At 60.6% G+C, this 21,348-nt stretch carries 16 protein-coding genes and 4 pseudogenes; 13 read left to right on the top strand and 7 right to left on the bottom strand.

What is annotated here, in order from left to right; genetic code table 11:
• Positions 1–6: 6 nt before the first annotated feature.
• Both zipA and ligA read left to right on the top strand, forming a co-directional pair.
• Positions 7–1,149, top strand: a complete 1,143-nt coding sequence (zipA, locus tag AXW79_RS05620) for a cell division protein ZipA (protein WP_005316910.1) — start codon at positions 7–9, stop codon at positions 1,147–1,149.
• Between the two features lie 100 nt (positions 1,150–1,249).
• Positions 1,250–3,244: an NAD-dependent DNA ligase LigA gene (ligA, locus tag AXW79_RS05615; protein ID WP_005316908.1), complete on the top strand. Its 1,995-nt coding sequence runs from the start codon at positions 1,250–1,252 to the stop codon at positions 3,242–3,244.
• Between the two features lie 67 nt (positions 3,245–3,311).
• On the opposite strand, the gene AXW79_RS05610 is transcribed toward ligA, so the two are convergent.
• Positions 3,312–4,283 (bottom strand): ABC transporter substrate-binding protein, encoded by a 972-nt coding sequence (locus AXW79_RS05610; protein WP_005316906.1) that lies wholly within the window; start codon positions 4,281–4,283, stop codon positions 3,312–3,314.
• Between the two features lie 443 nt (positions 4,284–4,726).
• Between AXW79_RS05610 and nrdD the strand changes: the two genes are divergently transcribed.
• From nrdD to AXW79_RS22095, 4 genes and pseudogenes are all read left to right on the top strand, one after another.
• Positions 4,727–6,844 (top strand): anaerobic ribonucleoside-triphosphate reductase, encoded by a 2,118-nt coding sequence (gene nrdD / locus AXW79_RS05605; RefSeq protein ID WP_005316904.1) that lies wholly within the window; start codon positions 4,727–4,729, stop codon positions 6,842–6,844.
• A gap of 54 nt (positions 6,845–6,898) precedes the next feature.
• Positions 6,899–7,174, top strand: coding sequence for a hypothetical protein (locus AXW79_RS05600; protein ID WP_005316902.1), 276 nt, complete (start codon positions 6,899–6,901; stop codon positions 7,172–7,174).
• A 2-nt stretch (positions 7,175–7,176) separates the two neighbouring features.
• Positions 7,177–7,689, top strand: a complete 513-nt coding sequence (nrdG, locus tag AXW79_RS05595; RefSeq protein ID WP_005316900.1) for an anaerobic ribonucleoside-triphosphate reductase-activating protein — start codon at positions 7,177–7,179, stop codon at positions 7,687–7,689.
• Positions 7,690–7,789: 100 nt separating this feature from the next.
• Positions 7,790–7,926: pseudogene (locus AXW79_RS22095) on the top strand (YqaE/Pmp3 family membrane protein).
• A 103-nt stretch (positions 7,927–8,029) separates the two neighbouring features.
• Here the strand turns inward: AXW79_RS22095 and AXW79_RS05590 are convergent.
• From AXW79_RS05590 to slyA, 5 genes are all read right to left on the bottom strand, one after another.
• Entirely contained in the window at positions 8,030–8,389 is a 360-nt protein-coding gene (locus AXW79_RS05590; RefSeq protein WP_005316896.1) for an MliC family protein, read from the bottom strand.
• 123 nt (positions 8,390–8,512) lie between these two features.
• A complete protein-coding gene (locus tag AXW79_RS05585) occupies positions 8,513–9,271 on the bottom strand; it encodes a substrate-binding periplasmic protein (protein WP_005316893.1) in 759 nt (252 codons plus the stop codon).
• Between the two features lie 155 nt (positions 9,272–9,426).
• Positions 9,427–10,455 carry a DUF2955 domain-containing protein gene (locus AXW79_RS05580; RefSeq protein ID WP_005316891.1) on the bottom strand — a complete coding sequence of 343 codons (1,029 nt, stop codon included), beginning with the start codon at positions 10,453–10,455 and terminating at the stop codon, positions 9,427–9,429.
• A 10-nt stretch (positions 10,456–10,465) separates the two neighbouring features.
• Positions 10,466–11,521: an HlyD family secretion protein gene (locus tag AXW79_RS05575; protein WP_005316888.1), complete on the bottom strand. Its 1,056-nt coding sequence runs from the start codon at positions 11,519–11,521 to the stop codon at positions 10,466–10,468.
• 1 nt (position 11,522) lies between these two features.
• A complete protein-coding gene (slyA, locus tag AXW79_RS05570; protein WP_005316886.1) occupies positions 11,523–11,996 on the bottom strand; it encodes a transcriptional regulator SlyA in 474 nt (157 codons plus the stop codon).
• A 320-nt stretch (positions 11,997–12,316) separates the two neighbouring features.
• Between slyA and AXW79_RS22090 the strand changes: the two genes are divergently transcribed.
• The 5 genes and pseudogenes from AXW79_RS22090 (at position 12,317) to AXW79_RS05550 (ending at position 18,217) form a co-directional block, all read left to right on the top strand.
• The gene (locus AXW79_RS22090) at positions 12,317–12,508 is read left to right on the top strand and encodes a hypothetical protein (protein ID WP_011898473.1); all 192 of its coding nucleotides are present in this window, start codon (positions 12,317–12,319) and stop codon (positions 12,506–12,508) included.
• A gap of 556 nt (positions 12,509–13,064) precedes the next feature.
• Positions 13,065–14,374, top strand: a pseudogene (locus AXW79_RS05565) (2-hydroxycarboxylate transporter family protein).
• 10 nt (positions 14,375–14,384) lie between these two features.
• Positions 14,385–15,935: an oxaloacetate-decarboxylating malate dehydrogenase gene (gene maeA, locus AXW79_RS05560; RefSeq protein WP_005316880.1), complete on the top strand. Its 1,551-nt coding sequence runs from the start codon at positions 14,385–14,387 to the stop codon at positions 15,933–15,935.
• A gap of 17 nt (positions 15,936–15,952) precedes the next feature.
• On the top strand, positions 15,953–17,521 hold the full coding sequence (locus AXW79_RS05555; protein WP_005316878.1) for an ATP-binding protein: 1,569 nt from the start codon (positions 15,953–15,955) through the stop codon (positions 17,519–17,521).
• A gap of 3 nt (positions 17,522–17,524) precedes the next feature.
• On the top strand, positions 17,525–18,217 hold the full coding sequence (locus AXW79_RS05550) for a response regulator (RefSeq protein WP_043150928.1): 693 nt from the start codon (positions 17,525–17,527) through the stop codon (positions 18,215–18,217).
• A gap of 106 nt (positions 18,218–18,323) precedes the next feature.
• Here the strand turns inward: AXW79_RS05550 and AXW79_RS05545 are convergent, their stop codons facing one another.
• On the bottom strand, positions 18,324–19,232 hold the full coding sequence (locus tag AXW79_RS05545; protein WP_005316873.1) for a LysR family transcriptional regulator: 909 nt from the start codon (positions 19,230–19,232) through the stop codon (positions 18,324–18,326).
• Positions 19,233–19,328: 96 nt separating this feature from the next.
• Here AXW79_RS05545 and AXW79_RS22085 point away from each other — a divergent pair.
• Both AXW79_RS22085 and AXW79_RS05535 read left to right on the top strand, forming a co-directional pair.
• Positions 19,329–20,072 (top strand): annotated as a pseudogene (locus tag AXW79_RS22085) (aldo/keto reductase); the annotation flags it as partial.
• Between the two features lie 34 nt (positions 20,073–20,106).
• A pseudogene (locus AXW79_RS05535) lies at positions 20,107–21,090 on the top strand (sigma-54-dependent Fis family transcriptional regulator); the annotation flags it as partial.
• Positions 21,091–21,348 lie beyond the last annotated feature (258 nt).

Raw genomic sequence — 21,348 nt, 5'->3', positions numbered from 1 at the left:
CAGCTAATGCAGGAATTGCGTTACATCTTGGTTGCCCTGGGCGGTATTGCTATTGCGGCATTGCTCATTCACGGGTTGTGGAGCAACAGAAAGAATCGTCAGGCACCGATCAAAGAGAAACCTCTGGGCCGGATGGAATCCAAATCACGTGGTCGCGACAGTGACGCCTTCGACAACGATGGTGTCGGTCAGGTGCGTGTGGTCAGCGGTAGCCGTCGTGCCGAGCCCAAGCTCCACAGCGAGGAGGCTCGCCAGCCGGATGTCAGCCGCCGTGCGCCCGTCACCGCTTTCGATGACGAGGATGACGAGGTCGAGCTGCCAACCCCTGTGGTGCGCAAGCCTGCCGCTCGCCCGGTTGCCCCGCCCCCCGTCTACGAAGAAGACGAGGAGGAGTTCGAGGAGCCCATCGCCGAGACAGTAGAGGAAGTGCCTGCCGCCCCGGTGCGCAAGCCCGCCCAGGTGATCCGTCGTACCCCGGTACACCGTTCTCGTTCCCAGCGCGAGCCGCTGCTGCAACAGCTGGATGATGAACCTCTGGTCGAGCCGGCCTACGCGACCGCACCTACCTTCGGTGCCCGCGAACCTGCTCATGTGCCAGCGCCTGAGTACAAGCCGCAGCCCCGTTATGTGGCCCCAGAGCCTGCCTACGAGGAGCCTGCCTACGAGGAGCCTGTGTATGAGGAGCCCGTTGGTGAGCCGTTGATGGATACCCAGCCGGTCGAGAAGATCTGGCAGGATGTCTATGTCATCAACCTGATGGCGCGCCCCGGTCACGATTTGGAAGGGGCGACTCTGCTGGCTTCCCTGATGGCGCTGGGCTTCAAGTTTGGTGAAATGGATATTTTCCATCGCCACGAGGATCTCAACGGCAAGGGTGAAGTGCTCTTCTCCATGATCAACATGGTCAAGCCGGGCACCTTCAATCCGTACCGGATGGAGCAGTTCAACACCCCGGGTGTCTCCCTGTTCATGCAGCTGCCGCTGCGCAGCAATGCAGCCTTTGCCTTCGAGCACATGCTGCAGGCTGCCGACCAGCTGGCCAGCGATCTCGATGCCATGTTGACTGACATGGATCGCAGCCCGCTGAGCGACGAGACCATAGCCCGTTACCGGCACGAACTGGCCGCCTATGAGGCCAATCGAGACTAAGACTCCACGGGGTCGAATACATCAAAAGTGCGGTACCCAGGTGCCGCATTTTTGTTTGTGCGGTTAACTTATTATTCCAACCACAGTCCGAGACTTTTCCATGAGCGAAACCCTCTCCCGCCACCGTCAACTGTGTGATCTGCTGACCGAATACGGTCATCAGTACTATGTGCTGGATAACCCCACCGTCCCAGACGCCGAATACGATCGCCTGATGCGGGAACTGATCGCGATCGAGAGCGAGCACCCAGAACTGAAAACCTCTGCCTCCCCGAGTGTTCGGGTTGGTGGTCAACCCTTGACTGCCTTCAGGCAGGTACGTCACGAGATCCCCATGCTGAGCCTGGACAACGTCTTCAGCAGCGAAGAGTTGCAGGCGTTCGAGCAGCGCATGAAGGATCGCCTGAAGCGGGAGATAAGCTTCACCTTCTGCTGTGAGCCCAAGCTGGACGGTCTGGCGGTGAGCCTGCTCTATGTGGATGGTCAGCTGGTGCAGGCCGCTACCCGGGGTGATGGCGCAACCGGTGAGGAGATCACCGAGAACGTGCGCACCATCAAGGCGATCCCGCTCTCCCTGCGCGGCAGCGACTGGCCCGCCCGGCTGGAAGTCCGTGGCGAGGTATTTATGCCCAAGGCCGGTTTCGAGGCGATGAATGCCAAAGCACTGGCCGCTGGCGAGAAGGTGTTCGTCAACCCGCGCAATGCCGCGGCTGGCAGCCTGCGTCAGCTCGATTCCCGCATCACCGCCAGTCGCCCGCTGAACTTCTACGCCTATGGCGTCGGGGTGGGCGGCGATCAGCTGGGGGATTCCCATTTCGGCCGCTTGTGTCAGCTCAAAGCCTGGGGCCTGCCCATGAGCCCGGAGGTGAAACTCAAGGAAGGCGCGGCCGGATGCCAGGCCTTTCACGACGATATTCTGGCCCGCCGCGGCGAGCTGGCCTACGAGATAGACGGCGTGGTTTACAAGGTTGACGCCATCCCCCTGCAAGAAGAGCTGGGCTTTGTGGCCCGCGCTCCCCGTTGGGCCACTGCCCACAAGTTTCCGGCCCAGGAGGAGATGACACTGCTCGAGAATGTCGAGTTTCAGGTGGGTCGTACCGGTGCCGTGACTCCGGTTGCCAAGCTTAAACCCGTGTTTGTCGGTGGCGTTACCATCTCCAACGCCACTTTGCACAATGCCGACGAGATTGAACGCCTTGGTGTCATGATCGGCGATACCGTGATCGTGCGCCGGGCCGGGGACGTGATCCCGCAGATAGTCGCCGTGGTGGAGGCGCAGCGCCCCGTTGATGCCCGCGAGATCCTCTTTCCTACCCAATGTCCGGTTTGTGGCTCGGCGCTGGAGCGGCTGGAAGGGGAAGTGGTCACCCGCTGCTCTGGCGGCCTGTTCTGCGAGGCGCAGCGCAAGGAGGCGATCAAGCACTTCGCCGCCCGCCGTGCCATGGACGTGGATGGCCTCGGCGACAAGATAGTGGAGCAGCTGGTGGACAAGGGGCTGGTGAAGACCCCGGCCGATCTGTTCAGCCTCAACGCCATTCAGCTGGCCGGGCTCGAGCGGATGGGGCAAAAATCGGCCCTCAATCTAGTGGCGGCCATCGATGCGGCGCGCAGCACTACCCTGCCCCGCTTCCTGTTTGCGTTGGGGATCCGCGAAGTGGGGGAGGCGACAGCGCTGAACCTGGCCAACCATTTCCTCACTCTGGATGCCCTGCGTGCCGCCTCGGTGGAGCAATTGCTGGAAGTGGCCGACGTGGGGGACATAGTGGCCAAGCACGTCTACTACTTCCTGCGCCAGCCCCACAACATTGAGGTGCTGGCCGCTGGTATCCACTGGCCGGCCATCGAGAAGAAGGAAGCAAGCGAGCAGCCGTTTGCCGGCAAGACCTTTGTGCTGACCGGCACCCTCAACCTGCTCTCTCGCAACGATGCCAAGGCGGCGCTGCAGGCGTTGGGGGCCAAGGTAGCCGGGTCTGTGTCGGCCAAGACAGATGTGCTGGTGGCGGGGGAAGCGGCCGGTTCCAAGCTGGCCAAGGCCCAGGAGCTCGGCATCACCATCTGGACCGAAGAGCAGTTACAGGCAGCCCTTCAGTCATGATCTGGCGATGACGATACACTGAAAACAACAAACCCGGCCATCCAGCCGGGTTTGTTGTTTCAGGGCGTTAGTCGCGCCACTGGGTTTTGCCTTGCCACTTCTCTGGCACCGTCAGCTGCCAGCGGGCCAGCTCCTGCTTGCTGAACACATACTCGCCCCGCACGGCGGCACGGGGGGCCAGCATTCTGGGCTGGGCTCCCGCCAGTATGGCGTTGACGAGCTCTGCTGCTTTCGCTCCCTGATCGCGGCCATCCAGCACCAGGCCACCTATGGCCTTGCCCGTACCCACCGAAAACTCCCAGAAGCAGAACAGGGGCACAGGGCTGTGCACACTGGCCCAGGCCAGGACTGTCTGTTCGCTCACATGTTTGCCTGTATCGTCCACCAGCGTGTGGTAGAGACCGATGAAGATGGCGTCGTAGCCATTTTTTTTGGCGTTGAGCACAGCCTCCTGCCAGAGGCTGTAATCGCCGATGAGCTGGCTGTTGACCCGGGTATGGCCGACCCGCAGATCGGTCTGGGTCTTGAATTCATCTTCAATGGCGGTGAGCGCCACGTTGCTGGAATCAAACAGCACCAGCGCCTTCTTGATGCCGCCCATCAGCTGACTCATTTCGCTGATGTTGCGTTTGAGCAGGGGGCGCTCCAGCACGCCCGTGACTTTGGGATGGCCGACCAGTCCCTTGTGGCGCGGGTTTTCGTTCATGCCGAGAAACACCACGGGCGTACCGAGGGAGGCGATCTCGTTGGCCAGATAGTTGATGGCGTTGTCGTCGCCGAGCACCACCAGATCGGGCTTGAGCTGCCGGTAGAAGGCCAGTGCCTGCTCGGCCATCAGGTCGAACTCGTCATGGGGGCGGCGCTTGGTATCCATGTAGAAGTGGCTGATGTGGTGCTTGCCGTTCAGATGGGTTTGCAGGCTGGCGTTGTAACTCTGATCCCACAGGTATTCGGCGTGATAGCTGCTGATCACCAGGATCTCGGCCGCCCACAACCGGCAGGGCAGGAGGCACAGCAGCAGTAGCAGGGTCTTGGCCATATCGGGTCCCGTCGATGGCAATGATATTCCACTCATTATGCCTGTTTTACGCCAGACGTGTCCTCGTCAGCCACTGTCGCAGGAGGGGATTTTTTTCTGTCACTGTCCCGTCGAACGCCAGCCCGCACCAGGCTTGAGAATAGCCTTGTATGGGGCTGTTTTTCACTGGTCGGGAACTGTGCCACTCGCCTCAAAACCTGTTCTGGATCAAGAAATGAGGCTGCGCTTTGGTGCCTAATAGACACCACATATAGGGATGTATTCATATAAAACACCTATATGTTGTGTTGTTAAGCTGTGTACAAGCTGTTCTCTTCTCATCGTCAGCCTTGGCTTGTCAAGCCAAGGCTGAATTTATTTGCGCCCAGGACGAGGCGTGGAGAAGGGCACCAAACAAGGGTAAGCCGAAGGCGATAGCCTGGCCTTTTAAACGGGGAAAACGCATGAAACCGGTTGTGATCAAACGTGATGGATGTCGCGCACCATTCAATGCCCAGCTGATTGCCGAGGCAGTGGGCCGAGCGGCAGAGGCGGTCAGTCAGGCCAATCCGACCCTGGGTGAGCGCGTTGCCGCCGCCGTTACTCAGGAGCTGGAAGGGCGTGGCGAGGTGGATATCCACGAGATCCAGAACCGGGTCGAGAACCATCTGATGGCTTCCGACGACAAGGCCATCGCCCGTGCCTATATCGAGTATCGTCACGACCGGGATCAGGCTCGCGAGGCCCGCGGCCGGTTGGCTCAGGAGATCCGTGGCCTGGTGGAGCAGACCAACGCGGCCCTGCTCAACGAGAACGCCAACAAGGATTCCAAGGTGATCCCGACCCAGCGCGATCTGCTGGCCGGTATCGTCGCCAAGCATTACGCCACCAGCCACATGCTGCCCCGCGACGTGGTGCAGGCTCATGAGAGCGGCGATCTGCACTTCCACGATCTCGACTACTCTCCCTTCTTCCCCATGTTCAACTGCATGCTGATCGACCTGAAGGGGATGCTGACCCACGGCTTCAAGATGGGCAATGCCGAGATAGACACCCCCAAATCCATCAGCACGGCCACCGCCGTGACCGCCCAGATCATCGCCCAGGTGGCGAGCCACATCTATGGCGGCACCACCATCAATCGCATCGACGAGGTGCTTGCCCCCTATGTAACCATCAGTTGGCAGAAACACAGGGAAGTGGCCGAGGAGTGGGTGATCAAGGATGTGGACGCCTACGCCATGGCCCGTACCGAGAAGGAGTGCTACGACGCCTTCCAGTCGCTGGAGTACGAGGTCAATACCTTGCACACCGCCAACGGCCAGACTCCCTTCGTTACTTTCGGCTTCGGCCTTGGCGACAGCTGGGAGTCCCGCATGATACAGGGCGCCATCCTCAGCAACCGCATCGCCGGCCTTGGCAAGAACAGAAAGACCGCCGTGTTCCCGAAACTGGTGTTCGCCATCAAGGATGGTCTCAACCACAAGCAGGGCGATCCCAACTACGACATCAAGCAGCTGGCGCTGGAGTGTGCTTCCAAGCGCATGTATCCGGACATCCTCAACTACGACCAGGTGGTCAAGGTGACCGGTTCCTTCAAGACGCCTATGGGCTGTCGCTCCTTCCTCGGGGCTTATGAGGAAAATGGCGAGCTGATCCACGAAGGGCGCAACAACATAGGGGTGGTCAGCCTCAACCTGCCGCGCATTGCCCTGAAATCCCGTGATGAGGCGGACTTTTGGGATCGTCTGGATGCCGCCCTGCGAGTTGCCAAAAAGGCGCTCATGTATCGCATCGAGCGGCTGGATGGCGTCAAGGCGCGGGTCGCGCCGATCCTCTATATGGAAGGGGCCTGTGGCGTGCGGCTCAAGGCCGACGACAACGTCAGCGAGATCTTCAAGCACGGTCGTGCCTCCATCTCGCTCGGCTATATCGGGGTACACGAAACCATCAACGCCCTGTTTGGCACCGATGTCCATCTGTTCGACAGCGATACCTTGCGCCAGAAGGCCGTCGCCATCATAGCGCGGCTCAAGGCGGCCACCGACGAGTGGAAAGAGGAGACAGGCTACGGTTTCAGTCTCTACTCCACCCCGAGTGAGAACCTCTGCACCCGTTTCTGCCGCATCGATGCCAAGGAGTTTGGTGTGGTGGCTGGCGTGACCGACAAGGGTTACTACACCAACAGCTTCCACCTCGACGTGGAGAAGCAGGTCAACCCGTACGACAAGCTGGACTTCGAGGTGCCCTATCCGCCCATCGCCAGCGGCGGTTTCATCTGCTACGGCGAGTACCCCAATATCCAGCACAACCTGGAAGCGCTCGAAAACGTCTGGGACTACAGCTATGACAAGGTGCCCTACTACGGCACCAACACGCCCATTGACGAGTGCTATGACTGCGGCTTCACCGGCGAGTTCGAGTGCACCTCCAAGGGCTTCACCTGCCCGCGCTGTGGCAACCACGATCCGGCCAAGGTGTCTGTGACCCGCCGTGTCTGCGGCTACCTCGGCAGCCCGGATGCGCGCCCTTTCAATGCGGGCAAGCAGGAAGAAGTGAAACGCCGCGTCAAGCATATGTGAATCGATAGAGAGACTCCCTGTGTAGCAGGGAGTCTCTCTTTGAGGGAATGTGAAATGTTTCTGAAGCCAATGTCGGAGCAGTTATTACAGCAATGGGTCAGTCTAGACTCTTGGCATGAAGGTCATGACAGCGACACTAGAGTCTTCTATCGCTTTATTCATGCCTATGTTGAAGAACATGGTTACGAGCTTGATGAAGCTCTTCTTCGGGAAAAAATTCTGTTTATCTTGGACCGTCGTGAAGATGACGATTTCCAAAGACTTGCCTGTGAGAGGGTAGGTTTTATGCGGAATGTATTGGATTACCTTCAATTCACAAAGAATCTCTAAGAATGCACTACCACCAATACTACCCGGTCGATGTGATCAACGGGCCCGGCACCCGCGCCACCCTGTTTGTGTCGGGTTGCGAGCATCAGTGTCCGGGTTGCTACAACCAGAGCACCTGGCGGCTCGATGGCGGCAAGCCGTTTGATGAGGCCATGTGCGATCGCATCATCCAGGATCTCAACGACACGCGCATCAAACGGCGTGGTCTGTCGCTCTCCGGCGGCGATCCGCTCCACCCCGCCAACGTGCCCCAGGTGCTGGCGTTGGTGAAGCGGGTGCGGGCCGAGTGCCCCGGCAAGGACATCTGGTGCTGGACCGGCTATCTGCTCGGCGAACTGTCAGAGGCCCAGCGCGAGCTGGTCGCCCTGCTGGACGTGCTGGTGGATGGCAAGTTCGAGAAGGCGCTGGCAGATCCCGGTCTGCTCTGGCGTGGTAGCAGCAACCAGCAGATCCACGACCTCAAAGTCTGGCGCGAGCAGTTGGGGGAGCGGATCCCCTGTTTGACTCAGGTGTGAGAGCCGCGAGTGGGCCCTTGTTTCGTTTGCAGTTGAGGTCAAGGCTGTTTATGGTGAGTTCATCCCGAACCGTGAAACATCTTTGACGAGGAAGTGCGAGATGAACAATCTGCTCAAGATACTGCTGGCCATCTTTTTGCCTCCGGTATGCGCCTTTATCCAGGTAGGCTTCAGCCTGCACTTTTGCCAGGTATGGTGCATGCGCTCTGGCTGGTGATCAGCGACAAGCGTGGCTGAACGAGGAAAACGGACACAAGTTGCACACCATCGCTGTGCAGATGGTCTCTTGTCTGGATACAGAGGTTAAATAGCAAAATCCCGGCCAGGCCGGGATTTTTCATTACTGCTGTTTGCAGTCGTTGTAGACGCTCTGCCACTCGCCGTTCTTGTCGCGCATTTCGACGAAGCCTTCATTCCCCTTGTTCCACCAGACGGCCTCATGCTCATCAGTATAGCGGGCGCCGGAGGCTGAAATGGTTTGTGGCAGCGTGTAATCCTTGCCATCTGGCAGTGCCAGTTTGATGAAATTCAGGCTCTGGTCGGAGAGGGCAAAGTAGCTCACTTGCACCTTCTTGTTCTGCTCGCACTGATAGGTGATGGGCTCGCCGCCGGTCACGCTCAATGTGGAGGCTCCGCGTTCGCAACCGCTCAGCAGAGCCAGGGTCGTGATGCCCAGCAAGAATATATTGGCGTGTTTCATCTTGAATTCTCCATCGGTGTCATCCGGGCTCGAGCCTAACAGGTTGAGGAGAAGGTTCAATGCTCAATTGTCTCTATTGCGTCTATATGCGTCCTGAGGCGGCGCACAGGGGGCGAAATACATTCAATGCAGGCCCAGGCTGTGCTCAAAGTCGCGTACCAGCGTCTCATAGGTGCCGTTGTTCTTGATCTTTTGCAGCCCTTCCTCGAAGCGTTTTGCCATGGCTTCTCCCTGGGGATGGGCACGGGAGAAGGCGAGCCAGAAGCCATCGGTGGAGATCTTGCCTACCTTGACGACACGGCCGGTCAGTGCTTTCTGCTGGATCTTGAGATAGCCAGGCATCTCGTTCATCAGTATGTAGTCGACCCGTCCGCGTACCAGCATCTCTATGATCTGGGCATCTGATTTGGCCTGAAAGCGGGTGATCCTGGGGTTATCCATGAAATCGGTGGGATAGGTGTAACCCAGGGTAATGCCCACCGTCTTGCCCTCCAGGGCGGTGAGTTTGAGGTCATGGTGCCCGCCGCCTGCGAGGGCGAAGATGGCGAGATCCTCCTCGAACATGGGGGTCTCGTGCCAGTGGTACTGATAGCGGTTCTCCTCTGTGATGGTGGCATTGAAACAAGCCAGCACCTTGTCGCTCTTGGCTTCGTGCATGCAGCGGGCGAAGAGAATGGTACGAAACTCAAGCGCTATGCCCTCGATGGCGAACACCGCTTTCACCAAGGCCGGTGCCAACCCCTGTGGTTGGCCGCTCTCCTTGTCCAGCGCGCAATAGGGGGCCCAGTCATCTTCGGCTGCGACAAGCACTGGATTGGCCCAGACGCTGCTCATCCCGAGCAAAAGACCAAACGCCAGCCAGCTTCCGGGTACTCGTGCCATTGTGTGTCTCCTGCTGCTATTGCGAACGGCTCTTGCAAGCATAGTGGCTGCAGTCACAAGACCCGCGGGGCCTGCTTGCAAAATGCAGACAAAAAAACGCCCCGGTAGGCATAACGGGGCGAAAAGCAGCACATCCTTGAGCTAACAACAGGGGGTCAATAGCCGAAACGAGTGGCCTCGAAACGGTTAAGCAGTCGGTGAATGAGATAGCAGGCCAGCAGGGTGGCAACGATGGCAAACAATATGCTGCTGACTCGATAGAGTGCGCTGAATACCAGATCGTTGCCCGGCGTCAGGTACTGGCCAAACAAGATGCCGAGAGTGGTGAGGGCGCCAAAGCCGACGCCAGAGCCGCTGGCCTCCTTCACATGGGCGTAGCTGAACAGCATGGCTCCGAGCCAGAGCATGGGGGCGACCAGCAACAGCAAACCTGACCAGTCGTAGAGTACCAGCTGGCTGACGAGACCAAAGCTCACGCCGAGCAGTGTGCCCATGGCCCGTTTGCGGGCATAGCTCAAGGCCCCGTTCCAGTGCATGGGAAACAGCAGCAGCAGTGTGGTGGCCTGAGCAGACATGGAGTCACGCAAGTCGAAGATCTGGAACACTATGAAGGAGAGGGTGGCTATGCTGGCTCCGAGCAGGGCCTCGTGCCTCATCCGGTGCGGTGCCTTGGGGGCCGCCGCAGGCTTGGGCCGCTCCTCTACATCCGGGATCAGCGCCGTCATCAGGTAGGCGATGAGTACCGACAGTATGCTGGCCCACAGGTTGCTGAAGATGAGGTCGTTCAGATCGGTCTGCGGGTAGCTGGCAAAGTGCAGCATTATGCTCAGACTCAGCACACCGTTGGCCCCGAACAGAAACAGGCTGCCCCGTGACATGGCGGCGAAACGGTAGAGAAACAGCAAAAAGGCGATGGGGATCATCAGGCCGGGATGACTGCCAAACAGCCCGCCCAGCAGACCGACTTCCACCCCGCAGATGACGGCGGCAGCGATCAGCTGGCGTGCCGCATGGCCGTTCATCACTGGCACCATGCCCAGCAGCAATACCGGTGTCACTGTGTAGAAGACGCCGTAGTTCCAGCCAAACAACTTGCAGAGCAAAAAGCCGGTGGTGCTGCCAAAGGCGATGCGCAGACATTGACGCAGCTCGTTGGCGGTGAGGGGCCTGTGCCACAGATTCATCGCTGCCACCTTAGTAGATATAGTGCAACAGGCTGAGCAGACGGATCTGGCCGCGGGCAAACAGCGCGCTTAGCGCGTTGTCCGGCAGCAGTTGCACTGTGGCGCGGGCGCCAGCCGGCAGGTGTGCCGGCAACTGCTCAAGGGTCAGATGCAGGCGCAGGCGCTGGGCATCCCGGACCCAGCGATCCGATTCGGTGGGGCTGGCCAGCAGGCCGTTGGCATCGAACTGGCCGGCGCTGACGCCGGCATCCAGGCTGGTGACCCGTGCTGGATAGAGCTTGCCCGGCTCGCCATCGAAGGCGACCAGTGCCTGGCTGTCCGTGTTGACGTGGCGCAGACTCTTCTCGCGAAAATCGGCGATGATGTCTACTTGCTCGGAGACCAGCGCCAGCAGCGGCGCACCCGCCGCGGCGAAGCTGCCCGGCTTGAGTTGCAGGTTGGTGATGATGCCATCCTGGCTGGCGTGCACCTGACTGTAGGCGAGGTTGAGCTCGGCCTGGGCCAGGTGATTGCGAGCCTGGCGCAGCAGCAGGTTGTCGTCACCGTGCAGACCGCGGTTCACCTGGGCCTGAGTCATGCGGGCCTTGCTGGCCAACAAGTTGGCCTGGGCGGTGCGAAATGCGCTGTCGGCGTCGTCTTTTTGCTGCTCAGAGACCATGTGGCGACGATAGAGGGCGTCGATACGCTCCGCTTCCCGCAGCTTCAGGGAGGTCTGGGTTTGCAGCGAGCTGAAATCGGCGGCGGCGGCGTTGAGGGTGGCGTCGAGCTGGCGGTTCTGTTGCTCGGCCTGAGCCAGCGCGAGGCGGGCCTGTTCGACGGCCAGTTCAAACGGGGCGGGATCGAGTGAGAACAGCAGATCCCCCTGTTTGACATGCTGGTTGTTGCCAACAGCAACCTGTATCACCTTGCCACTGACCTGGGGGGCCATCTTGGTCACGACACGGGTAGCCATGGCTTGCGGGGTGAGCGGCATCTTGATGTCAGCCAGCAGAAAATAGCCAAAGGCCAGAATAAAGGCGCCCATGGCCCATTTTATCCAGCGCTTGAATTGTTGATCCGGGGTCATCTTATTCTCTCTCTTCACTCTGTGAACCTATCTTGCCGAGGGCGTTGGCACAGATGCGGTGCACTATGTCTTCAAATTGTTCCAGCTCCCGCTGGCTGATGCCGGCGAGCAGTTCACGGCGTCCATCCATGATGCGATCTTCTATCTTGTCGAGCAGCGCCTTGCCAGCCGGAGTCAGGGTGACGATGCGGGCCCGTTTGTCCTGGCTGCAGCAATGGCGTTCGACCAGTCCATGCTCCTCCAGCTGACCCAGAGTGCGCATCAGGGACGGCAGCTCTATCTCCAGCGCTTCGGCAAGGGTCTTCTGGCTGAGATGACCACCGAGGCGGCTGAGTTTCCAGAGCGCTGTCCAGCGTGGATGGGTCAGACCCAGGGGCGCCAGTTCCAGGTCTGCCACTGTGCGCCACAGTCGATGCAGTCGTCCGACTCGTTCGGCGAGGGACAACTCGCGCAACATTTCCAGATCCTTCATCATGAGGTGCTCTCCATTTACTTAGCCTGCTAAGCATTGTAGTTATTTAGCAGGCTAAGTAAATGGTGTGATCAAGATCTTGTTTATGAAAATGATGGGGGAGCTTCTTATGGGGCTTTACTTGGTCAGTGAAGGGGGTCGTAAGGGGCTGTCTGTGTCTGAAATACGCACAGGGTGTGCCAAATCGGGTGAAATACTCTGGCTGGAGAAATAAACACCGGCCTGCTGGGGTGGCAAAAATAAGGAAGGCATCCCGTTTACTATTATTTTCTGGTCAGCAAGGTGTCATATAAATTCGGCAGTCTGTTTTTTATCCACTAATATTGATGGGTCAGCTAAACAGGGAGACGATAGCTGTGGAACGATATGAATCGGGTGACGCCCATTTCTCAATCGAGAGTCTGCTGGTCGATGTCGAATATACTGCCGAAATCCATTATGGCTTCAGCCGGGAAGGAAGCGATATCTGTCATGAATTTGACCCTGCCAATATTCCATTGTTATTAGCAGAATAAGCCAACCGAACAGGTTTAAATGAGATGCTGGCTGTCAAGGTGTGACTGACAGGTGGGTACTCTTTGCTCCATCGGCCCAGTCTTGTCAGTTGAAAACGCACGCTATGGCGCTGTGTTGATAGTGTATCTCCGTCATGACATACAAGTTGCCAGTCATCCTTGCCAGCACTGTTTCCACCTGCATACGGGTGGGTCATGTCAGTTGCGCGATCGTCAGGATCATGGCCTCTCTGATATTGATGATCAGCATGAATATGACGCGACTGTCATCAGCCTGTAGCCCGTTTACTCCCTCTCTTTCCATGGATAACACTTAATCTGAGCCTCACCATTGTCAGCCAAGTGATGGTCAAACCTTGTCCGCATCCGTTTATTTCTGTGTGTATATCCAAGTTTTCAGGTGTTGTGAATGGGGACGCTATCTTGTATTGGACGACGGCATCGTCCTCATAGCGTTTAAGATTTTAATGTTTTTATATGTCTTTGTAGCGGGGCTAACCGACAGGCAGAGGGCGGATCACTAGAGTAGCGCCACCTCACACGCTGGAGCATAACAATGAAAAACCTCTCTACCCCGAAAGCCGCCCCCTGGGGCAGTCAACAAATAGCCGGCATGCCCATGATGATCTTCCTCGGGCTTGCCACCTGCGTGCTTTTCTCCGGCTGGAACGGCTCACTGCCGCTCGGCATGGTGGGCGCCCTGGCACTGATGTTCGTGCTGGGCACCCTGCTCTGCGAGCTGGGCGAGCGCATCACCCCCATACGTGAATACCTGGGAGGTGGCACCATACTCGCCATTTTCGGGGGGGCAGCTCTGTTTGAATACAGGATCCTGCCGGTCGAGGCGGGTCAGGTGATCATCGGCTTCATGAAGGAGGGGGGCTTTCTCAACTTCTTCATCGCCAGCCTGGTGACGGGCTCAGTGCTGGGCATGAGCAGTGCTCTGTTGAAAAATGCCGCCATGCGTTACCTGCCGGTGATCCTGTGTGGTGTTGCAGTGGCGCTGCTGAGTGTCGGTCTGGTCGGTTCCCTGATGGGTTATGGCTTCAAGAATGCGGTGCTGCTCATAGGTTTGCCCATCATGGGTGGTGGCATGGTGGCATGGGGGCCGGTGCCGTGCCCCTGGTGGAGATCCTCTCGGGCCCGATGCAGATGTCCAGCGCCGACCTGCTGTCACGCATGGTGCCTGCCGTGGTGATCGCCAACACCCTGGCCATTCTGGTGGGCACTCTGCTGGTACGCCTGGGCCGCCGCTACCCTTCCCTGACCGGCAATGGCCAGCTGATGATCAATCAGAGCAGCCAGAATGTGGCCGAAGAGCAGGTCCAGGCGCCGACGCTGGAGAGCCTCGGCATGGGGCTCTTCATCAGCTCCAGCATGTTCGTGCTGGGTTCACTGCTGGGCAACTTCATCCCCATGCATCCCTTTGCGCTCATGATACTGGCGGTGGCCTTCATCAAGGTGAGTGGCGTGCTGCCGCGCCGTTACGAGCAGGCGGCCGCCGACTGGTACCAGTTCGTCGTGACCAATCTGACGCCCTCCCTGCTGGTGGGCATAGGGGTCGCCTATACCAGCATCCCGGAACTCATCAGCGCCTTTTCCATCAGTTACTTCGTGCTGGTGCTGGTGACAGTGGTCGGCGGCGCCCTGGGGGCGGCCCTGGTGGGGCGCATGATAGGTTTCTATCCCATAGAGGCGGCCATCACAGGTGGTCTGTGCATGGCCAACATGGGGGGCACGGGTGACGTGGCCGTGCTGTCGGCGGCCCAGCGCATGAAGCTGATGCCGTTTGCCCAAATATCTTCCCGTCTCGGGGGCGCCGTCATGTTGATCCTGGCCACCCTGCTCATCTCGCTGCTGGCATAAGGAATCGACAATGAACGACATCATGATGGGCACCAGCCTGCCCTATGCCGAACGCAAGCGACAGGGCCTGATGGGGCGCATGCCTCACAAGGAGGAGTCCCTGGCCCAGCAACGGCGCCGTATCTACCGTCTGGTCTCTGCCATGCAGAGCCCGTTCGACCAGCACCTGCTGCTGCGCCAGCTGCAAGAAGACAACCCTGTGCTGTTTTACGATCTGGTGCGCCACCACCTGCCGGAGCTCTTGCCCATCATTTACACCCCGGTAGTAGGGGAGGCATGCCAGCGCCACAGCGACCTCTATCTGCGCAGCCACGGTCTCTACCTCTCTTGGCATGACAGGGACGATCTGGACGCCATCTTCGCCGCAGTGGAGCAGGAGGTGGATGTCATCGTCATCTCCGATGGTGAGCGGGTGCTGGGACTCGGCGATCTCGGCATCGGCGGCATGGGGATCTGCATCGGCAAGCTGGCGCTCTACTCCGCCGCTGGCGGCATCAACCCGGCGCGCACCCTGCCGCTGTGCGTCGATGTGGGCACCAACAATCCCGAGCTGCTGGAGGATGACTCCTACCTCGGCTGGCAGGCCAACCGGGTGGATGGTGAATCCTATTACCACTTCATGGACAAGGTGGTGGCAGCCATTCGCACGCGCTGGCCCCAGGTGGTGTTGCAGTTTGAAGACTTCGCCGGCAAGCATGCCGCCAATCTGCTGGCTCGTTATAGAGACGAGCTGTGCATGTTCAACGACGACATCCAGGGGACGGCTGCGGTGGCTTCGGCCTGCGTGCTGGCAGGCTTGCAGCAGGCGGGCACTACTCTGGCCGACACCCCCGTGCTCATCGTCGGCGCCGGCTCGGCGGGGTGCGGCATCGCCGCCATGCTGGCCCGGCTGGCGGGCAGCCCGGAGCGGGTGCAGCTGTTTGATCAGGACGGGCTGGTCTGCCTGGATCGCGCCAATTTGACTCCATCCCAACGACCTTTTGCCCGTCCGGCGCAAGAGGCTTGCGCCGAGCTGCCTGCGCTCATTGAGCGGCTGCGCCCCGGCGTGCTGATCGGGGTGAGTGGCCAGGGCGGGCTCTTTACCGAGGCCGTGCTCGGAGCCATGGGAGAGGTATGCGAGCGCCCCGTGATCCTGCCGCTCTCCAACCCGACCCGCAGTGCTGAAGCGACGCCGGAGCAGGTATGGCAGGCCACCGCTGGCCGCGCCCTGCTCGCTACCGGCAGCCCCTTTGCCCCAGTCACTGTGGCGGGGGAGGCGAGGGTGGTCTCCCAGTGCAACAACGTCTATGTCTTCCCCGGCATTGGTCTGGGGGCCTGCGCCGTCAAGGCGCGCCGCATCAGTGACGGCATGCTGCAGGCGGCGGTGCGGGCCGTGGGCGCCTATCCGCTGGCCGAGGGGCGATTGTTGCCTCCCATCGAGCAGGTGGGGGAAGTAGCCCGCGCGGTCGCAAGGGCGGTGGCGCTGACTGCCCGCGACGAAGGGCTGGCGGATTTTGGCGGTGATCCCGCGCCACTGATTGACCAGACCTGGTGGCGCCCGCACTATTGGTCCGCTTCCTGATGTTGCAAGGCTAATCGATGAAACTGCGCCACCAACTGGTCACCCTCTCTCTGGGGCTGTCACTGCTGCTGATCGTGATCCTGGGCAGTCTGCTCGCCCTCTTTATCCGCCACCTGCTGGAGAGCAATCTGCAGGAGAATGGCGCCGATCTGGCGCGGGTGCTGGCGGCGGACAGCCGTGTGGTGCAGGCCTTGCAGCAGGGCAGCGATCCCGGTTTGCGCGACTATGTGGAGGGGATCAGCAATCGTACCGACGCCGCCTACATGGTGGTGACCGACGAACACGCCCGCCGCCTCAGTCACCCCTCGCCCGAGCTCATCGGCGGTCTCTTCCGTGGTGAAGATATCTGGCCGGCCCTCCATGACCGGCTCAGCTACTGCTCAGAGGACGAGGGCACACTCGGCCCGGCCATCCGCTGCTTTGCGCCCGTGCTCGGGCCCGATGGCCGTGCCATGGGGGCCGTGGTGGTGGGTTACCTGATGCGGACTGTGGAAGGCATCTATCTGGAGCGGATCGCCCTGCTGGTAAGCGCCATCCTTGCCGTGCTGGGGTGTGGTCTCTTGCTGGCGCTCTGGGTGCAGCACCTGTTGCGCCGCACCCTGCTGGATCTGGAGCCCGAGGCCATCGTCAATCGCTTCGTGCTGCAAGAGCTGGTGCTGGAGCACATCTCAGAGGGGGTGATAGCGCTCGACAACAGGGGCAACATCCGCATGCTCAACAGCGCCGCCTTCTATCAGCTGCGCCTGCCGGGCACAGGGCGTCATGCCCTGCTGGGGCAGCCGCTCGCCGAATTGTCGCCGCCGCTGGCACCGGCCCTGACCCAGGTCGAGACCGAGCTTGGCTTTACCGTGCACGGAGAATCCTTCGTGGGCCGCTGGCAGGCGGTGGAGGGCAAGGTGCCCGGGCGCCTGCTGATCTTCAGTCGCCCCGAAGTGACCGGCAGCCTCGGCATGCAGGTGACCCATCTGCGCCAGTATGCCGAGATGCTGCGGATGCAGACCCACGAGTTCGCCAACAAGCTGAGCAGCCTCTCCGGCCTGTTGCAGCTTGGTCATGTGGATCAGGCGGTGGAGCTCATTCAGCAGGAGAGCGAGGCTTGCCAGACCATGTTGCAGGGTCTGTTGCGAGCCATCGAGGACAAGCCGGTGGCGGGGCTCATTCTCGGCAAGTTCAGCCGGGCGCGGGAGCTGGGGGTGGAGCTGGTGCTGGATCCCGACTCGGCGCTGGCGGAGTATCCGGCGGCCGTGTCGGCGGATCTCATCACCCTCATCGGCAACCTGCTGGACAACGGCATTCGCGCCGCCTGGGCGCGGCGCAAGGTCTGTCCACCGCGAGTGCTGATTTCTCTCAACGATTTTGGTCGCCGGCTGGTGATCGAGGTGGAGGACAGTGGTGAAGGGGTGGACGAGGCGCTGGCGGATCATCTGTTTGATTACGGCATCAGCCGCCAGACCGGCGATCACGGGGTCGGCCTCTTCCTGGTCAAGGAGACGGTGGCCAGGCGAGGGGGTGTGATAGAATGGCGCCGCACCGCCGAACAGACAACCTTGTTCGGTATCTACTTGAATAAAAACCAATTGGTGTGATCTATGGAGCCCATTTTCACTCTGGTGATCGAGGATGACGAACGGATAGGATCCATTCTGGCCGAGCTGGTCTCCTCCACCCCCGGATTTTCCCTGCTGGGTCGGGCCGAAAGCCTGACCCAGGCCGATCTCATGATGCGTGCGACCGAACCACAACTGCTGCTGGTGGACATCTCATTGCCTGATGGCTCGGGCCTCGAGTGGGTGAACCGGCTGCGCAGCCATAACCGCGAGGCTTACGTCATCATGGTGACCGCCTCCTGCGACGTTGAGACCATACAGCAGGCCCTCAACCTGGGGGTGCAGGATTACATCATCAAGCCGCTGCGGCTGTTTCGCATCCAGCAGAGCCTGGACGAGATCCTCACCCTGCACAGGCGCATCTGCGAGCGCGGCTCTCTGGAGCAGAGCGATCTGGATCGGCTGATGGGCAAGGGACGCCCCCAGGCCAGGGAGGTGCGCGATACCCCCAAGGGGATCGATGCCATCACGCTGCGCCAGGTGCTGGAGCTGCTGGCGGGCGAGCCGGATACCGCATTTTCTACCGATACGGTGGCGCTGCGGCTGTCGCTCAGCCGAACCACGGCGCGCCGTTATCTGGCGTATCTAGAGTCCGAAGACAGGGTCGATGTGGACCTCAACTACGGCCAGCGTGGCCGGCCGGAGCGGCGCTACCACTGGCGCCGGGGCAACTGAGCCGGCGTTTTTTGCGCTCAAATGCAATGCAAGAAGGGAGCCTCGGCTCCCTTCTTGCTGTCTGCCTGTTGCCATATGCTTTGCAGCCCTTCCTAACCAGCCTTGTTCACAGTGCGCCCAGGGGGAAAGGGTGGAGGGCTGATTCGGCCTCTTCAAACAGCTGGATCAGGTGATCCGCGACGGCCCGTACCCGTCTGGAGTGGGCGAGATCTGTGTGGATCACCAGCCAGATCGGCTGATCCACCCCCAGCTCGGGCAGGAGGCAGACGAGGTCCGTCTCTTTGGCCAGATAATGGGGCAGTACCGCCAGCCCGAGACCGGCGGTGGCAGCGGCCAGCTGGGCCGACAGAGTATTGGTCTCCACCCTGCAGGGGCGCCCACGCAGCATGCGCGCAATCCATTTGGCGGCGGGCAAATGGCCGTGGGATTCCCCCCAGCCGATAAAAGCATCCTCATCGAAGCTGGCGGCATCTGTGCCCGGATGACGGCTATCGACATAACTGCTGGCCCCATAGAGGCCGAAGCCCAGGGTGCCCAGCCGCTTGATGGTGACGTTGCCGGTGTCAGGTTTGGCCATGCGCACGGCCAGATCGGCATCGCGCCTGTGCAGGTTCACCGTTTGCACGCCTGTGACCAGCTCCACCCTCAGATCGGGATGAATGGCAAACAGCCTGGCCAGAGAGGGAATAATGAGCGGATTGGCCAGATTGTCTGCGGTGGCAAGGCGTACGCATCCGGCCACTTGCCCCTGCTGTTGCCCGGCTTCGCCAAAGGCATGCCCGGCATGTTCCAGCGCCTCGGCCCGCGCCAGCAGGGCCTCACCATCGTCGGTCAGTCGATAGCCGTGCTGATGACGACTGAACAACGGCAGACCCAGTGCCGACTCCAGGCGATCCAGCCGTCGAGAGACGGTGGCAATGCCCATGTCAAGGGCGAGGGCGGCGCCACTCAAGGTGCCGCTGCGGGCGATGGCCAGAAAGACCCTAGCGTCATCCCATAGCAAGAGAGCGTTCATGTATCTTCCAAAATCGGAAAGCTGACTACCAATTCAGTCTATACCTGAATCATATTCGGAAGACCATACTGACCTCCATCTTGTAAGGAGAAATGTATGCAACGACGAACACTGGGCACTGATCTGGACGTATCCGCCATGGGCCTCGGCTGCATGGGCATGAGTGAATTTTATGGCCCGCGGGATGATGAGCAGGCGCTGCGGGTGCTGGCCCGGGCCGTCGAGATGGGGATCGATTTTCTCGACACTGCCGACATGTATGGCCCGCACCACAATGAAGCCCTGATCGGCCGCTTCCTGGCGACCCACGGAGCCGGGGTCAAGGTCGCCACCAAGTTCGGCATAGTGCGTCAGAGCGGCGAGTACAGGCGCACTTTGGACAACAGCGTCCAATATGCACGGCAGAGCTGTGAAGCCTCGCTGCGCCGGCTCGGGGTCGAGCAGATAGACCTCTACTATGTGCATCGCATCGACCCGGCGCACCCCATTGAAGAGACGATGGCAGGGCTGGCGCAGCTGGTGCAGGAGGGCAAGATTGCCGGTGTCGGCCTGTGCGAGGTCAGCGCGGCCACCTTGAGGCGCGCCCATGCCGTGCATCCGGTGGCGGCGGTGCAGACGGAGTATTCCCTCTGGACGCGGGATGTCGAAGCCCAGGTGCTGCCAACCTGCCGCGCGCTGGGCATTGGCCTGGTGGCGTACTCCCCCTTGGGGCGCGGCTTTCTGACCGGACGTTTCCAGCAGGATACGGTGTTTGAAAAGGGTGACTTTCGGGCCAACCTGCCGCGCTTTCAACAGGAAAACATCGCCACCAACCGTTCGCTGGTGGAGGTGATCATGGCCCTGGCGGCACGCAAGCAGTGCACGACGGCGCAGATCGCCCTGGCTTGGCCAGCACAGGTTCGATGGCCAGCAGTTGCTGCGCGAACACCGTGGCCTGCGGTTGGTGTCAGAGCCGGTTGTGGCGCACCGGCAAACAGCGCAACAAGGGTCGGCACAGGTGCCGCTCAAGATGCTGGAGCGCGGCATCTCGCTGCTTGTCGAGGGGGAGACCGGCAGCGGCAAGGAGCACCTGGTACGTGCCCTGCACCGCCAGTCGAGCCGGCAGGAGAGGCCCCTGGTGTGCGTCAACTGCGGCGCCCTGCCGGCAGATCTGGTAGAAGCCGAGCTGTTTGGTTATGTGGGCGGGGCCTTCAGCGGTGCCCGCAGCCAGGGCAGTCAGGGTTATCTGCGCGCCGCCCACGGCGGCATCCTGATGCTGGATGAAATCGGCGAGTTGCCGCTGCTGGCGCAGACCCGGCTGCTGCGGGTGTTGCAGGAGCGCAGCGTCACCCCGGTGGGCAGCCACAGACCTGAGCTGGTGGATTTCTGGCTGGTCAGCGCCAGCCACCGGGATCTGGCGGCCATGGTGCAGGCCGGGACGTTTCGCGAGGATCTCTATTACCGAGTCTGCGGCTGGCGCCAGCAGCTGACACCGCTGCGGGCATGGCCACAGGGCGAGCGCCAGGGATTGATCCGGCGCCTGCTCTCGGAGATGGACCCGGCCCTGCAGTTGACGCCGGAGGCGGAGCAGCAACTGCTGGCTCATCCGCTGCCCGGCAACGTGCGCCAGCTCAAGCAGGCGTTGGAGGTGGCCTGCGTGCTGGCGGAAGGACTGGGCTGGATTGTGCCCTCGCACCTGCATCTGCCCGCCGCATCGGCAGCGCCCTCGTCGCCGGCGAGTACCCACACCTTGCGCCAGCAGAACCGGCTGCGGGTGCAGCAGACCCTGGCGGATTGCGGGGGCAACGTGAGCGAGGCGGCGCGCCAGCTTGGCATCAGCCGCACCACCCTCTACCGGACGCTGCGTGAGGGACCCTGAGGGCTTTGTTGCTCGTCATTCCCCTTGGGCAAGATGAGCCATCAGGGCCCTTTTTATTGATTTCTCTTTATTTTTCATGGCATGGAGTGTTCTATCCTGAGATTCACAATCTGATTGGCAACTGCGTGGCTTTCCGGGGCGCCAACCTGGGGCCTCCCGCCTGGTACAGTACGGCTGCGCCTGATCCCGGAGTTGGTCCGGGTCTGTCTGCCGGTACCCGGCTGAAGAAATACGGTATGGCGCCGGTGTTGGCGCGTG

It is taken from the genome of Aeromonas salmonicida subsp. salmonicida (assembly GCF_001643305.1).
In the GTDB taxonomy this organism is placed as follows: domain Bacteria; phylum Pseudomonadota; class Gammaproteobacteria; order Enterobacterales; family Aeromonadaceae; genus Aeromonas; species Aeromonas salmonicida.
This window is presented reverse-complemented; position numbering and strand designations above follow the sequence as displayed.

Bases quoted from the DNA above. Each gene is read 5' to 3' on its own strand.
- nrdD (WP_005316904.1), top strand. From the start codon at position 4,727: ATGAAACCGGTTGTGATCAAACGTGATGGATGTCGCGCACCATTCAAT.
- AXW79_RS05580 (WP_005316891.1), bottom strand. From the start codon at position 10,455: ATGAATCTGTGGCACAGGCCCCTCACCGCCAACGAGCTGCGTCAATGT.
- AXW79_RS05585 (WP_005316893.1), bottom strand. From the start codon at position 9,271: ATGGCACGAGTACCCGGAAGCTGGCTGGCGTTTGGTCTTTTGCTCGGG.
- slyA (WP_005316886.1), bottom strand. From the start codon at position 11,996: ATGATGAAGGATCTGGAAATGTTGCGCGAGTTGTCCCTCGCCGAACGA.
- AXW79_RS05600 (WP_005316902.1), top strand. From the start codon at position 6,899: ATGTTTCTGAAGCCAATGTCGGAGCAGTTATTACAGCAATGGGTCAGT.
- AXW79_RS05545 (WP_005316873.1), bottom strand. From the start codon at position 19,232: ATGAACGCTCTCTTGCTATGGGATGACGCTAGGGTCTTTCTGGCCATC.
- ligA (WP_005316908.1), top strand. From the start codon at position 1,250: ATGAGCGAAACCCTCTCCCGCCACCGTCAACTGTGTGATCTGCTGACC.
- nrdG (WP_005316900.1), top strand. From the start codon at position 7,177: ATGCACTACCACCAATACTACCCGGTCGATGTGATCAACGGGCCCGGC.
- zipA (WP_005316910.1), top strand. From the start codon at position 7: ATGCAGGAATTGCGTTACATCTTGGTTGCCCTGGGCGGTATTGCTATT.
- AXW79_RS05550 (WP_043150928.1), top strand. From the start codon at position 17,525: ATGGAGCCCATTTTCACTCTGGTGATCGAGGATGACGAACGGATAGGA.
- AXW79_RS05590 (WP_005316896.1), bottom strand. From the start codon at position 8,389: ATGAAACACGCCAATATATTCTTGCTGGGCATCACGACCCTGGCTCTG.
- maeA (WP_005316880.1), top strand. From the start codon at position 14,385: ATGAACGACATCATGATGGGCACCAGCCTGCCCTATGCCGAACGCAAG.
- AXW79_RS05555 (WP_005316878.1), top strand. From the start codon at position 15,953: ATGAAACTGCGCCACCAACTGGTCACCCTCTCTCTGGGGCTGTCACTG.
- AXW79_RS05610 (WP_005316906.1), bottom strand. From the start codon at position 4,283: ATGGCCAAGACCCTGCTACTGCTGCTGTGCCTCCTGCCCTGCCGGTTG.
- AXW79_RS05575 (WP_005316888.1), bottom strand. From the start codon at position 11,521: ATGACCCCGGATCAACAATTCAAGCGCTGGATAAAATGGGCCATGGGC.